General features: G+C 54.1%; 12 protein-coding genes. 11 read left to right on the top strand and 1 reads right to left on the bottom strand.

Annotated features, from left to right (window positions below; translation table 11 throughout):
* The first annotated feature begins 232 nt into the window (after window positions 1-232).
* From QMK17_RS23965 to QMK17_RS23930, 10 genes are all read left to right on the top strand, one after another.
* The gene (locus QMK17_RS23965) at window positions 233-1552 is read left to right on the top strand and encodes a UDP-glucose dehydrogenase family protein (RefSeq protein ID WP_283511793.1); all 1320 of its coding nucleotides are present in this window, start codon (window positions 233-235) and stop codon (window positions 1550-1552) included.
* 629 nt (window positions 1553-2181) lie between these two features.
* On the top strand, window positions 2182-3672 hold the full coding sequence (locus QMK17_RS23960) for a sugar transferase (RefSeq protein ID WP_442972825.1): 1491 nt from the start codon (window positions 2182-2184) through the stop codon (window positions 3670-3672).
* Window positions 3673-3753: 81 nt separating this feature from the next.
* On the top strand, window positions 3754-4875 hold the full coding sequence (locus QMK17_RS23955; RefSeq protein WP_283511792.1) for a DUF1972 domain-containing protein: 1122 nt from the start codon (window positions 3754-3756) through the stop codon (window positions 4873-4875).
* Window positions 4872-5567 carry an acyltransferase gene (locus tag QMK17_RS26540; RefSeq protein WP_442972824.1) on the top strand — a complete coding sequence of 232 codons (696 nt, stop codon included), beginning with the start codon at window positions 4872-4874 and terminating at the stop codon, window positions 5565-5567. Before QMK17_RS23955 ends, QMK17_RS26540 begins: the two co-directional genes overlap by 4 nt.
* The gene (locus tag QMK17_RS23950; protein ID WP_283511791.1) at window positions 5567-6748 is read left to right on the top strand and encodes a glycosyltransferase family 4 protein; all 1182 of its coding nucleotides are present in this window, start codon (window positions 5567-5569) and stop codon (window positions 6746-6748) included. Before QMK17_RS26540 ends, QMK17_RS23950 begins: the two co-directional genes overlap by 1 nt.
* On the top strand, window positions 6745-7758 hold the full coding sequence (locus QMK17_RS23945; RefSeq protein ID WP_283511790.1) for a glycosyltransferase family 2 protein: 1014 nt from the start codon (window positions 6745-6747) through the stop codon (window positions 7756-7758). Before QMK17_RS23950 ends, QMK17_RS23945 begins: the two co-directional genes overlap by 4 nt.
* Entirely contained in the window at window positions 7751-9169 is a 1419-nt protein-coding gene (locus tag QMK17_RS23940; protein WP_283511789.1) for a hypothetical protein, read from the top strand. The genes QMK17_RS23945 and QMK17_RS23940 overlap by 8 nt, the downstream gene beginning before the upstream one ends.
* Window positions 9153-10289 carry a polysaccharide pyruvyl transferase family protein gene (locus QMK17_RS26535; protein WP_442972823.1) on the top strand — a complete coding sequence of 379 codons (1137 nt, stop codon included), beginning with the start codon at window positions 9153-9155 and terminating at the stop codon, window positions 10287-10289. Before QMK17_RS23940 ends, QMK17_RS26535 begins: the two co-directional genes overlap by 17 nt.
* Window positions 10286-10951: a CatB-related O-acetyltransferase gene (locus QMK17_RS23935; RefSeq protein ID WP_283511788.1), complete on the top strand. Its 666-nt coding sequence runs from the start codon at window positions 10286-10288 to the stop codon at window positions 10949-10951. Before QMK17_RS26535 ends, QMK17_RS23935 begins: the two co-directional genes overlap by 4 nt.
* 226 nt (window positions 10952-11177) lie before the next feature.
* The gene (locus tag QMK17_RS23930; protein WP_283511787.1) at window positions 11178-12236 is read left to right on the top strand and encodes a hypothetical protein; all 1059 of its coding nucleotides are present in this window, start codon (window positions 11178-11180) and stop codon (window positions 12234-12236) included.
* A 12-nt stretch (window positions 12237-12248) separates the two neighbouring features.
* Here QMK17_RS23930 and QMK17_RS23925 read toward each other — a convergent pair whose 3' ends face one another.
* Window positions 12249-13283 carry a Coenzyme F420 hydrogenase/dehydrogenase, beta subunit C-terminal domain gene (locus tag QMK17_RS23925; RefSeq protein WP_283511815.1) on the bottom strand — a complete coding sequence of 345 codons (1035 nt, stop codon included), beginning with the start codon at window positions 13281-13283 and terminating at the stop codon, window positions 12249-12251.
* Window positions 13284-13662: 379 nt separating this feature from the next.
* Here QMK17_RS23925 and rfbA point away from each other — a divergent pair, with 379 nt between their 5' ends.
* Entirely contained in the window at window positions 13663-14532 is an 870-nt protein-coding gene (rfbA, locus tag QMK17_RS23920; protein WP_283511786.1) for a glucose-1-phosphate thymidylyltransferase RfbA, read from the top strand.
* Window positions 14533-14536 lie beyond the last annotated feature (4 nt).

Raw genomic sequence — 14536 nt, 5'->3', positions numbered from 1 at the left:
AGATTTTCTGCTTGGTGCTTGTTTATCGTCTGTTCATGCCTCGTTGCCCCAGCGGCGAACTGGTGATTACTGCTCGGGTGTGTGAGACCGACAAACTGTCTATCCGGTGGTGAATGCCGCCGCGCACGTTATCGCCGTGCGTTCATCGGAGCTCGAACAACGGCTATCCACCGCTACCCTTTGACGGATCGGATGTTCGGTTTCGAGTTGGTAGGGACGGGAAGACAACGCTATGCGGATCACTGTGTTCGGGACCGGCTACCTCGGCGCGACCCATGCTGTGTGCATGGCCGAGCTTGGGCACGACGTACTCGGAGTTGACGTCGACCCGGCCAAGCTTGCCAAGCTCGAAGCCGGTGAGGTTCCGTTCTACGAGCCCGGGCTGGAAGAGGTTTTGCAGCGCAACATCGCCGCGGGCCGTCTGCGCTTCACCTCCTCTTACCAGGAGGCAGCTGACTTCGCCGATGTCCACTTCCTGGGCGTCGGCACTCCCCAAAAAAAGGGTGAGTTCGCTGCCGACATGATTTATGTCGACTCGGTCATTGAGACTCTGGCACCTCTGCTTACCAAGCCTGCCGTCATCTTCGGTAAATCCACCGTCCCCGTCGGCACGGCCGCGCGTCTCGGCGTGATGGCTCGCGAACTCGCCCCTGCCGGCGAGGGTGTGGAAATCGCCTGGAACCCGGAGTTCCTCCGTGAGGGCTATGCAGTCAAGGACACGCTGCATCCCGACCGTCTGGTCCTGGGCGTAGACAAAGCGCGGCCGGGCAGGGCCGAAATTCTGGCTCGCGAGGTCTACTCGCAGCTTCTCGACGAGAAGATTCCGTTTCTGGTCACCGATTTGGCGACTGCAGAGCTGGTCAAGGCTTCTGCCAACGCATTCTTGGCTACCAAGATCTCGTTCATCAATGCCATCGCGGAGGTCTGCGAAGCGTCCGGTGCCGACGTGAAAATCCTCGCGGACGCGATCGGCCACGATGACCGGATCGGCCGCAAGTTCCTCAACGCGGGTATCGGATTCGGTGGTGGTTGCCTGCCGAAGGACATTCGCGCGTTCATGGCTAGAGCGGGTGAGCTGGGCGCCGACCAGGCACTCACCTTCCTTCGCGAGGTCGACAGCATCAACATGCGCCGGCGCACACGGATGGTGGAACTCGCGCGCGAAGCCTGCGGTTCGCTCCTAGGCGCTCGCGTTGCCGTCTTGGGTGCGGCGTTCAAGCCAGATTCCGATGACGTCAGAGATTCACCCGCTCTCAACGTCGCCGGTCAGATCCAACTCCAGGGCGCCGCGGTCAGTGTGTACGACCCGAAAGCTATGGAGAATTCGCAAAAACTGTTTCCCACGCTCAGCTACAGGTCGTCTGTGTTGGACGCGTGTGAGGGAGCCGATGTAGTGCTGGTCCTAACCGAGTGGGCAGAATTCAAGGCACTGAAGCCAGCTGACCTCGATGGTGTGGTTCGGGTCAAAACCCTGATAGACGGGCGCAACTGCCTGGACCCGGAGGAATGGCGGGCCGCGGGATGGACATATCGCGGTCTTGGGCGTCCGTGACGGGTGTGCTGCCTGCTTGACTTCGTAAAACAGTTGGTGACGCTACAGCGTCGCGCAAAGAGATCTATTGTCGTTCAATCGAATTAATAACCAAAGTCGCGCCGCTGAAATCCATGAAAAACCGTCAGAATGACTGATTGACAATACCGGCCGAGCGTCAGGTGGGTTTCGCAGTATCAATAGGACGATTATGTGAATATCGATCGATCTTTCTTGTTTCCGTCAGGTAAACGATCGCGGCAGAGCCGCCGCGGTTGTGAGCAAGTGCAGAAAACTGTTGCCGTGCAGTGCTATTGAACAGAATATACCCCAGCTGTTGAGGCTGTAACGAAAGTCGAATTCTGTCGATGCACTTTGCGTTGGGAATTCTCTCCAGTACGCCTTCACGCGTGTTCGTAAGTGTGGTAAACAAAGAGGGGTCGACGTAATCATTCTGTGATGTGAACCACTTGGTGAGTCGTATCCCGGTCGACGTGAGAAAATTTGAATGCTCGAGTAGCGGACGAGGGACCGGTCTCTTCACGTCAATGCAGATGTGGCTGGAGAAGGTTCGAAATCGAACCACGACCGACGGTCGCAAACTGCCGGAGTTGATCTAGGAGGGGGAGTCGGTGGCAACACTCGGATCAGTGCAGCAGACTCCGCAGCGGTTGACTGCTGAGAAGCAAGCCTGGCGCGTGCGACGCCTGACGTCTCGCCGCGTGTGGGAAGACCAATACATCGACAGGCTTCGAGTGACGGACGTCGTCGCGATCGTGCTGTCAGTCGGTTTCGCGCAGATGGTTCGCTTCGGCGAAATCCAGGCCGACGGCATCAGAGCAACGATGAGTTACACCGGAGTGTCCGTCGCGCTGGCCGCACTGTGGATCGCATTTCTCGCGATCTTCCGCACCCGTTCACCCCGGGTCATCGGAAACGGTGCCGAGGAGTATCGCCGAATCGTTTCGGCGACGTTCCGCCTCTTCGGCGTCATCGCCATCCTCTCCTTACTTTTCAAAGTCGACATTGCCCGGCTGTACCTGGCCATCGCACTACCGGTCGGACTTCTGACCTTGCTTCTGAGCCGTTGGCTTTGGCGCAAGGGTGTGGCGTCGCAGCGAAGCAAGGGCAAGTACCAGACAGCTGTCCTCATCGTGGGTAGTCGCAAGGCGGCTGTGTCGATGGCAAAACAGTTCGAGCGATCTCCCGCGGCCGGTTACAGCGTCGTCGGGATGTGCCTGCCAGGTTACGAGCCGAAGCGTGACTCCGTATTCGTCGACGGATACGCGATCCCCGTGCTCGGCGATGAGCACAGTGTGGTCGAGGCCATCGAGGCTTCGGGGGCCGACACAGTCGCAGTGACAGCCACAGAGCATCTAGGCACCAAAGGCATTCGCAAGATGGTGTGGGACCTGGAAAAGAAGAACGTAGACTTGGTAGTTGCACCAGGTGTGGTCGATGTTGCCGGCCCCCGCTTGGTGATGCGTCCTGTGGCGGGCTTCCCTCTCATTCACGTAGAGAAGCCTCAGTACAACGGTGCTACCCGCTTCAGTAAGACTGCGTTCGACTTCGCGTTTGCTGCTGCGGTAATCCTAGTCATCTCCCCGGTGCTGCTGTTGACCGCACTTGCGGTGAAGGCGACGAGTCGCGGGCCGGTCTTCTACAAGTCGGAACGTATGGGCATCGACGGCAAGCCGTTCCCGATGATCAAGTTCCGCAGCATGGTGCAGAACGCAGACAAGCAGGTCGACACGTTGCTCGCTCAGAACGAGAGCGAGGGCGGCGTTCTGTTCAAGATGCGTGATGATCCTCGGGTCACGAAGGTCGGCAAGTTCATGCGGCGCTCCAGCATCGACGAGCTTCCCCAGTTCCTCAACGTCCTCAGACGTGAGATGAGCGTTGTCGGCCCAAGACCGCCCTTACGCCGAGAGGTTGAAACGTATGACGGAGACGTTCGTAGACGACTTCTTGTCAAGCCAGGTATCACCGGACTGTGGCAGGTCAGCGGGCGTAGCGATCTTTCATGGGAAGAGACTGTGCGATTGGATCTCTCGTACGTCGAGAACTGGTCGATGGTCGGTGATCTGCTGATCATTGCGAAGACACTGAAGGCCGTGGCAGGTAGTGATGGCGCGTACTGACCGGGTCTGATTTCCATATCTGGTGGCAGTTCGGTAAGACAGAAGGCGAGCCAAATTCTCAAAGGTAGGAAGGTTGGGGCGTTGAAGAAGAAAACCATCGCGATCATCGGCAGTCGGGGGTACCCGAGTTATTACGGTGGATTTGAGACATTGGTTCGTCGACTTGCGCCCTATTTGGCAGATCAGGGTTGGCAGGTGGCAGTGTACGGACGAAAGGGTGCCACTAGGCCTACAGATCCGTTGTTGGATCGCCGAGTCAAGTCAATCTTGACGCCAGGGATCGAAACCAAGTCATTGTCGACCCTATCGTCTGGACTGGGTTCGAGTTTGCACGCCGCTTGGGAAAAGCCCGATGCAGCTTTAGTTCTTAACGTCGCGAATGGGTTTTGGCTACCGGCATTGAAGTCTCGTGGAATACGAACAATTGTCAATGTCGATGGCATGGAGTGGGAGAGAGATAAATGGGGACGTACAGCGAAGAAGGTGTTCCTCGCTGGGGCGAAGTTTACCGCGCGTTATGCAGATGAGGTAATTTGCGATTCGATCGAAATCCAGCGGCGTTGGGATGACGAGTTTGGCCGCAAGGGGATCTTTATACCTTACGGGGGCGATACACCTCACGAAAACATAGGTGTCGGAGCACTTCAACCGAGAAAATACGCCTTGATGGTCGCACGGTTTGTGCCCGAAAATACTGTCGCGGAGTTCATAACTGCCGCCGAAAGAATCAGTCGTAGTCACGATGTAGTAATCGTTGGCAGCTCCGGATATGGAGGCGAATTGGAAGAACGTGTCAGGCAGTTAGATAAAGAATCAAACCGAGTTCATTGGATGGGCCACCTCAGTGATGACGAGAAGCTCTTTTCACTATGGAGTAATGCTGGCGCCTATTTCCATGGGCATAGTGTGGGCGGGACCAACCCCGCGCTTGTGCAGGCTATGGCATGCGGAGCGCCTATTGTCGCCAGGGACACGGTCTACAACCGCGAAGTAATCGGATCGGCTGGATTATTTTGCCAGCCACAGCCGACCGAGATTGCTAGCACCATAATAACGCTGTTGGGTGACTCAGATCAGCAAGAGAAACTGAGTAGTTCTGCGACTCTGCGCGCAAACACGGACTATTCTTGGGATGATATATGCCAAAGATATGACTTGGCCATAAGCGACTTGCTCGCAACGGCGCAGGGACAGTATGCATGAGCGTGGTTGATCGACTTGCGGGCAGACTAATTTCATCCGTGAAAGGCAAAGACTATAAGGTTGACTCTGGTATCGAGCCTTCCTATCTGCTTCGAATCCTCGCAAACCGAGCGCTAATGAGAGCCAATGGTATACGTTTATTCCGGAGAACGAAAGATGCTCCATTCGTAGCTATTAGCGCGCGGATAATCGCGAAAAAGAAGATTAGAGCACTAAAGAATGTAACCTTTTCAAGCGGATCTTTTGTCGATGCGATGTCTGTATATGGCGTCCGACTTGGCAGTAATACCACCATCGGAAAAAATACCCGAATTGAGTGCACCGGGAGTCTGCAACACCTCGGGAGCGGTCTGATTGTTGGTGACAACGTCGGATTAGGTACCGATTCGTTTTACGGTTGCGCTGGCGGAATCGAGATAGGCTCCGACACAATTGTCGGAAATAGCTGCTCGTTTCATTCCGAAAATCACATCTCTACATCACTCGACGCGCCAATTCGAGAACAAGGTGTTAGTCACAGCGGTATACGGATCGGGTCTGGTTGCTGGATCGGGGCGCGGGTAACAGTGTTGGATGGAGCGCAAATAGGTGATGGATGCATCATTGCCGCTGGCGCAGTGGTAGTGGCCGGTGCGTATCAACCGAACTCCGTATTCGGTGGAATACCGGCGAAATTGTTGAAGACGCGCTGATGGAAACCAAACGCTCTCTGAAAATACTGATCTCGCATCCGTCCCCCGATTTGTATGGGTCAGATCTCCAGCTATTGGAAACAATCGAGGGTCTGACTCATGCAGGGCACGCTGTGCACGTTGCGCTGCCTGCCTCAGGTCCACTCGAAACGCTTATTGCCGAGCGTGGAGGAGTGGTCAAACTTGTAAAATTCCCTGTAAGCAGGAAATCGCTACTCAGCCCAAGAGGATTACCAAAGTATTTTATTGATACATTTATTTCGCTATTTGCGATCTGGCGGATGATGCGAGCAATAAAACCCGAAATCGTCTATGCCAACACGCTGACTACCCCGGTTTGGTTTCTTGCCGCAAAGCTATACGGAGTACCGTTGGTTTGCCATGTGCATGAAGCAGAAGAATCAGCACGCAAGTCGGTTGCGTTACTATTGACAGTACCTCTTTTGCTTTGCAATGCTGTAATTGTAAACAGCAAGGCTTCTCGGCAGGTCATCGAAATGGCCGTCCCGAGACTTCGGTCTCGTATCAAGCTCATCTACAATGGAATTCCCCATTCGGGGCAAAAGCCCGCGCCGGTGGGTAACGGTTTCGCCGGCCAAACAAGAGTGGTCATGGTTGGCCGACTATCTCCGCGAAAAGGAACCGATGTCGCCCTGGAAGCCGTCGCGAAGCTGGTTCAAACCGGCAACGACGTATCACTCACGCTTTGTGGCGACATATATCCGGGGTACGAATGGTTCGCAGCTGAGCTGGAACGCAGAGCGAACGCGCCTGATTTGCAGGGCCGCATTAATTTTGCTGGCTACAGAGATGATGTCGCGAACCAACTGGCGCTATCCGAAGTTGTTATAGTGCCTTCTCTAACTGAGCCGTTTGGCAATGTAGCCGTTGAAGCGCAACTTGCAAACCGGCCAGTGGTTGCATCAAACGTGCAAGGATTGGCTGAGATTATTACTGACGGGTCAACCGGAATCTTGAGCGAACCTGGAAATCCAAGTGCTTTAGCAGACGCCATCTCCAAATTGATGACTGATCGTGACCAAGCGCAGAGGATGGCGGATGCCGCGTATGCATCAGCAACAAGGCGGTTCAGCGTTGCGCGATACCAAGCCGACATCGTTGAACTATCGGAACAGACAGCTTCTGGCAACTCAACCGGTGGTATAAGGCGGGCTAAATGAAAGAGACGATGGCTGCTAATGCAAAACCCAATTCGGGGCTGCCGCTAGGCGCTGAGGGTAAGGTTTCCGTCTCAGTGGTTATGGTCACCTACAACAGCAGAGCGTTGCTGGAACATATTTCCGCTGAACTGTTTGCCACCACCGGAATTGAAGTCATTGTGGTCGATAACGATTCTCAAGATGGTTGTGCTGATTTCATACGTACAAACCTTCCTGCTGTGCAGCTTATAGAAAGCGGCGCTAATCTAGGATTTGCCAAAGCCGTGAATATCGGAGTTAAGATTGCAAAAGGCGAAACGATCGTATTGCTCAATCCAGACGCGTCAATCAGCCCTCATAGTATTCTAGCTTTACATAATTTATTGAAAATTGACCCTGAAATTGGTGCCATCGCCCCCTTGCTTCACCATCCAGGCCGGCAGTTGGCTGTCCGAGAAGCAGGAATGAAGCCGTCGCTTTGGAGAATGTTCTGCCACTATTTCGGTTTATCGCGACTCGTCTCTGGTAATAGATATTTCCGCGGTATGTACATTCTTCGTAGCCAACAGTTTTCTACCATAGACGTGGACTGGGTATCAGGTGCGTGTGTGGCTATTCCGGCCCAGATTTGGAAAGAGCTCAACGGCTTGACGGAGCGCTGGTTTATGTATGCCGAGGATGTCGAGTTCTGCCTTCGAGTCAAAAGCTCCGGCCGGAGAGTCGTCTTGTCTGCCGAAATTCAGGGGGACCACGGTTTGGGGCAGAGCAACAGTGAGTCAGACGAGCGTCCAGGTTCAGAGTGGCTGGTTAACCTCTACGATCTGTATAAGACGGATATTTCCCGATCGAGACTCCAAAACGTGGCGTGGAAGTATGTATTCGCAACCGGCATGATCCTACGAGCGGCGGGGCACGCGGTCCGCGCTATATTGCAGCGAAGATCATATTTGGAAAATTCGGACTATATAAGGTTCGCTTTTTATAGCACAGAGGTACTTAGGCTCAGCTCGAAGGCTGGTCGACATGCCTAAAGTTGGCTACACCAGCATTGTTGGTCAAAAGAAGTTGATCTTCCCATTTGCGGGTGCACTGGTAATTCTGTTATTTATTGTCCCACTATTCTTGGGGTACATTACAGTGTTGGCATTGCTGGTGACCGCGACCCTTTTCTTGTTATCAACGGTCCATCCGAAATTTGCTATAACCCTTTGGCTGGTCGTATGTGCTTTCCTACCATTTTGGTTCGGAATAAATGACCCGTTCTACATGCCGGCGAGTTCTATTGCAGGCGTAGTGGTTTTAGGCGGCGCATTTCTAGGAGAGCGGTGGACACTATCCCGTATCGATCTCTCTATATATATATTCTGCGCGTTGTGCGTGGCGTGTGGCCTGGCTGGTATTTCTCGGCCGGGTGACGTGACCAACGTCGTGACACAGTGGTTGTTGTCTTATCTAGTTGGGCGGTTGCTAGTCCAGAGGGCTGGTCTTGAGTTCACATTCCGCGCAATTGCGATCATTTTTTCGGCAGCGGCATCATTTGCAATTCTAGAATTCGTTTTCGATTGGAATCCTTATTACAGCTTGGTAGTTGACAACACGCAGTATTTAGCTTGGGGGCATGAACAGGACCGGGGTGGCATTGTCCGAGCTGAGTGGGCCTTCGGCCACTCCATTGCATTGGGATGTTCGCTATCGCTCGCAATTCCGATTGTATTTGCCGCAAAGTTCCGCCCGCTCTATCGCGCGGCAATGGTTGCAGTTCTCTTGGGTGGGACGGTCGTATCATTCAGTCGATCAGGTATGTTGAGTGCCGTACTGGCAATCATATTGTCATTATTCTTTTACAAGAGTGGCACCCGGTCCAAGGGCAAAGCAGCATTGGTTTTTGTTTTCGTAGCGGTCGCGTGGTTTACAATCCCGAGCATCGTAAAAGTGTTTGGGGCGGAAGGTCGCCGCGCAACCATCTCATCGGATTACCGTCTTACTCTAATAGACTTGATACCATCGATGAATCCGTTAGGGCTCGCCAATGGGTATACGGAGCCGTCGCAGGGAGAATTCTATTTTCAAGGATATCAATCAATTGACAGCACGTACGTTCTGCTTGGAGTTAGCTTTGGATACGTAATCGCGGCGCTTGCATTAGTGGGCACAGGGTGGTTGTTGTGGAGCGTGTTGCGACGAACTAAATCCGCTCCGGCTGTATCTCTGGTTGCGGTCACACCCGCCCTATTTACCGTGGCTTTGATTACTCAATTCGGGTCCTTGGTGTGGTTCTTTGTCGGCATGGTTTCACTGGTCGACCATCTGGGGAAGAAAGAACTATCCCGTAACCCCGAGATTTCGTCAACATTAGCTAAAGCTGTTAGTTCAAAGCAGTCGATGGTTCCCTCAGCTATAAGCAACGCTTCAGTAGGAGACGGTAATGCCAATAGAGAATAGAACGCGTGTCCTCGTGCTATGGGCAGATCCGCGCGCAGAAAACTTGGGATTGCAAGCTCTCGCGGCGGGGGCGGAAGCTGTTGCAGGCAGGGTGTGGGGACCGTGCGAGGTCATCTTCCACACACACAACTCCGTTGGAACGCCACTAACGAAGAGGTCGGTAATGCGCGATTTCGGACGGCGAAATGGTGCGATTACGGCGATGTTTCGCGACTTCGATGTTATTCTCGATACCGGAGGTGGGGACAGTTTCACCGATATATATGGTATTCGTAGACTGCTTCTGATGAGCTATGTGAGAAGGGCCGCCGCGAAAGCTCGGCGACCACTCGCTATGACACCGCAAACAATCGGGCCCTTCGAGACACGGCTTGGTCGCATAGTCGGGGGTCTGATGCTGCGCAATACAAAGGTGGTGTGCACACGGGATCCGGAGAGTAGCAGCTGCGCGAGATCGCTCGGCCGAGACCCTGATGTCGAGTCTACGGACATGGCTTTTGCCCTCGGTGGTGTACAACGTAGGCAACAATATGACGTAATAGTCAATGTGTCGGGTTTGCTTTGGAATGCAAACCCACATGTTGACCATCTTAAGTATCAGAATGACGTGGTTAGTCTTATACAAAGATTAGTCGCTGCTGGTCGCAGAGTCAGTCTGTTAGCTCACGTTCTGGATTCGCCGTTGTTGGACAACGATGTTCCAGCCGTCAGAGAAGCTGCGGACGCTTGTGGTGTGCCGGTGGACGTCCTCATTCCCGGAGGCTTACAGGAAGTGCGAGAGATGTTGGCGCAAGGAAATGTCCTGATTGGTTCGAGGATGCACTCCGCGATCAATGCTCTTGGCGTCGGCACTGTCGCGATATCATGGTCCTATTCGCGTAAATTTGCGCCACTGATGAAGGCCATAGGTTGGGATCACACAGTGGACCTAGCGTCCGTCGCGGACCCTGTTGGTGTCACGCTCGAAAAACTGGAGCTAGCTGAGTTCAGTAAGATGCAGCGCTCTGCAGCGTTGGTCGGTGTTAGCACTGCTTCTCGTATTGACACACTCGTGAATTACAAGGGGTGGTCCTTGATGTCTAATCCTGATCATGCATCCCGATCGAGTAGCGCGTCATGATGAGGGGTATTTCGTCCAAATATCTTCCTTATCAGTCTGTTTTCGGCCGTTTGATTGAGCGACTCTATGAGAAATTGCCACTTCGATCGAAACTGCTTCAATTGGTGGTTGGTATGGAAGGTGGTCAGATGTATTCGGCGACTTTGCGTAGGATTCTTTCAAGGTATTTCGGTGTTGAGGTAGGTAATTATAGTTACGGATCGTTGCTCCAGCCTGGCAATGCTGACCGATTGACGGAAATCGGTCGCTATGTATCAATTGGCCCGGGAGTGCGCAGAATCGGCGCGGCGCACCCGCTTACAGACATAAGCATGCACCCGTTTTGGTATAACGCAGCACTGGGTTTCGTCGATTCGAGTGCGGATGTATATCGCTCTAAATGTTCGGTAGGGCATGATAGCTGGATTGGTGCAAACGTGGTCATTCTTCCAGGATGCACATCAATCGGAATTGGTGCGGTGGTCGGAGCGGGATCGGTTGTAACTCGCGATGTGCCGGCGTTCACCATAGTTGCGGGTAATCCGGCCAGAATAGTTCGGTCTCGGTTCGACTCCCAAATCGTGGATCGTGTTTTGGCTTCAAACTACTGGGAGCTTGAGCCTGCGTCGGCTCAACAACTTCTGGCGTCGTTAGCGACCAGTGGCGAAACATCGAAAGGCTAGCGCGGTTACCGTGCCCAGCTTGAGTGTAACGCGGTTTAATTCGCCGCTCCTGATATCCGTCAGCCGTGTGTTGATGATGTTGATTGCCCTTGCGACGGCTCCGATCATCTCAAGGGAGTTGGGGCCCTCAGGTCGTGGGATTTACGCTTCGTGCTTGGCGGCGCTTAGCCTTACCCCGGTAATAGTTGGTCTTGGTGTACCGATGGCCGTGCGTCGAATGGCATCGGTGAGCGATGTGCGGCCAATTCTTCGAGTTGTGTACAGGGTCGTCCTATTGTTGGTATTCCCCGCGTTCGCGCTCGGCGCGATCTCGTCAATTTTCTTGATTCCAGGACTGTCAATGGTAGAGCGCAGCTGGTTTTTGGCGGCTGCTGCTTGCTCTGCGTTTTTCGTGCTCGTCCTGTGCGTTCAGAGCATTTTGATCGCACAACACAGATTTGTCGAAATCGCGTGGCTTCAATTTGTGCAACCGGGCGTGATTGCGATTACTGTCCTTGTAGGATGGTTACTGTTCCATGTTTCGTTGCAGCTTTTGCTGGTTGCATACATTGCCGGAACTTTGGTTGCTGCTTTGTCGTCCATTTTGCAGGTCAGGGTTTCCTTTTTTGGGAGTCGACTTTCGATGAAAACCCTGAGTGTGGAGGGGGTGCGATATGCGGGAAGCCAAATCGCGGAGACCGCGAGTAATACGGTTGTATTACTGTTTGCAATTGTAGCAATGGGCGCTGCCCAGACTGGATTTCTCTCGGTTGCGATTACCCTTGCTTCGCTCCCTCTTGCTGGTGGTTACGCGATTGGGTCTGGGGTGTTCAAAAGTGTCGCGTCGGCGACCCCGGCCGGGCTTCTTTACGTACGCGCTTTGGCGGTTCGAACAGCGGCAATAGGCGGTATGTTGGTCGCGTTACTATTAGTTCTTGTAACTCCATTTATTGTGCCGTTTTTATTTGGATCGGAGTTTGAGGATGCTGTAATTCCGGCGATGGCGCTAATATGCTTTTCGCCAATCGTTGTGGTGAACTACGTTGCGACTCAGGTGCTGGGCGCGGAGGGGCGTGGGGGCCAGATGAGCACATGGCAAATTTTGGGTGCGGTGTTAAGTGTTTTGGGATTGTTTCTCTTCTCGCCAGCTTTCGGCGCACTTGGAGGCGTGTTCGGTGTAGCTAGCGGGTGGTTGGTGACCTTCTGCGGTACCTTGTTTGCACTTCGAGTCGGCCCGTCAGTGCTCAGATTTCGAGTCGCTGATATCAAGGCGAGCTTTGATCTGTGCGTAAAGGGTAAGGTATAGATGGATAGTTCGTCAGTCTCTTGTTTGGCGTGAACGTATGAACGTACCCGCGGCCGCCCGAGCTATCCGTCTCTTGGCTGTGAAAGTGATTCTAATTAGCGAGTAACCGCGATATACGGGTATCCGCTTGCCTGCGAGCCGCCGGCCGAATAGACGTCCGGCAAGTGTCAATTTGCGATCAGTCTGGAGTGGTTGTACGGCAGCAGCAGCATGTAAGTCCAGTGGTGATCGTGAAATGATTCCTTCAGATGCCGCGAGTTCTAGGATTTCGGCGCCTCTTTTCGTCCTCGCTATCACTACCGATCTGCCTTCGGCATTTTCGAACACCGGATACCCTCTGCTATCTACATCCCAATAATCGCCAACTGCAATGTCGGAGTGGCCACCTGTACCGTCTACGCAGAGTTTGCAACGCCATTGAACTGTTCGGCCTAGGTATGTTCCCCAGGACTCGTCGTAGGACATTGTTCGAGTTTGTCCATTCCGGAGCCCGATACGAAATGTGCCTGGCCAGCCGTCGCCGCGGTATTTTAGGGAGGTAATTTCAGGCGGTGGTGCTTGCAGGAGTTCTGCCAGAGAGTCTGTTGCAAACTGGCTGGGTGTTCCCGCGCAAAAGAACGACAGTATAATCGGGCGGTCGGTAGGGCTGATTTTCATGGCGTCTGACAGCTGTACGATCGCTGAGGCCTCGCATGGCTTCCCGACAATAGTAGTTTCTGCAAGGAGGTTCATGTTCAATAATGGAGTATTGGCTACGGGGGCATACCGGGATCCGGCGGCCGCTAGTGCCGCATCGCGAGACGTGATGTTCAGTGGAACCGTTCTCCGGGGGTCTGTCTCGTCACCTTTACTGGCTATGACTGTGGTTGAACGTTTTGTATCAATTAGCCAATTGCTTAAGGCGGTAATAACTCCTGCGCTACTGCCGGCATTTCGTACTTCGGGATCGATGGCCCATGCGACCCAGCTTGAAACATAGGGCCCGAAAACGTCATCCTGTCTAAGATTCGCGGATTCCGGTGCGATCACCCTAATGCCAGGGCACATTTTTTTGAAGATGGCAGCCTCGCGAATAGCATTCGCTCCATCGGCATCCTGCGGCGCGAGTTGAGGCCGTAGAAATCCATCTTTGGCGATTTCGAGACTGATTCGAGTGGAAACCAAAGCGCATCCACCGCATCCACTGCAATTGTCATTTTTGAGTACTGTGGCTACTGCAGATGCGAGTGGGTCGGTATTCAAGTTTAACCCCCTGGGACGTAGAATTGATTTCGCGCGGGTTCTGAGAGTGTACCTTGCAATGCGACTTAGTGGCTCGGTGCCCGACCTTGTTGGTTGGGGCATTGCTCTGTTGGTGGAAGATGATTTGCGTGCTTATTTGGCCGGGGGAAGCGAAGTCCCGCGAGGTCTGGAAGACTGCTGTCTCATGCGGGGAATCATTTTGGCGGGCGGGACAGGTTCGCGTCTTCATCCGATCACGATGGGCGTCAGCAAGCAGCTCGTCCCGGTCTACGACAAACCAATGATTTACTATCCACTCTCGACGCTGATCCTGGCAGGCATCCGCGACATCCTGATCATCACCACACCCCAGGACCGCGACCAGTTCCAGCGCCTCCTCGGCGACGGCTCCCAATTCGGCATCAACCTCACCTACAAGGTCCAACACGAGCCGAACGGTCTCGCCCAGGCCTTCGTCCTCGGCGCCGACCACATCGGCACCGAGGGTGCCGCGTTGGTGCTCGGCGACAACATCTTCTACGGCCCCGGCCTCGGCTCACAGCTCGGCCGGTTCAGCGACATCGACGGCGGCGCCGTGTTCGCGTACCAGGTCAAGGACCCCTCCGCGTACGGCGTCATCGAATTCGACGCCGACGGTACAGCGATCTCGCTGGAGGAGAAACCCAAGGTCCCCAAGTCCAATTTCTCCGTCCCCGGCCTGTACTTCTACGACAACGACGTCCTCGCCATCGCCCGCGACCTGCAGCCGTCGGCTCGTGGTGAATACGAGATCACCGACGTCAACCGTCACTACCTCGACGCAGGCAAGCTCACCGTCGAAGTCCTCCCCCGCGGCACTGCCTGGCTCGATACCGGTACTTTCGATTCCCTGCTCGACGCCTCGAACTATGTACGCACCATCGAGCAGCGCCAAGGCATGAAGATCGGCGCCCCGGAAGAGGTGTCGTGGCGCCGCGGGTTCATCACCGACGACGAACTGCGCGAACGCGCGGAGAAGCTGGTCAAATCCGGATACGGGCAGTACCTGCTCGAACTCCTCGATCACGGTAAATGAGAGA

Source organism: Rhodococcus sp. G-MC3 (genome assembly GCF_030063335.1).
In the GTDB taxonomy this organism is placed as follows: Bacteria; Actinomycetota; Actinomycetes; order Mycobacteriales; family Mycobacteriaceae; genus Rhodococcoides.
The sequence above is the reverse complement of the archived record's forward strand: the minus strand, read 5'-3'. Positions and strand labels throughout refer to the sequence as shown.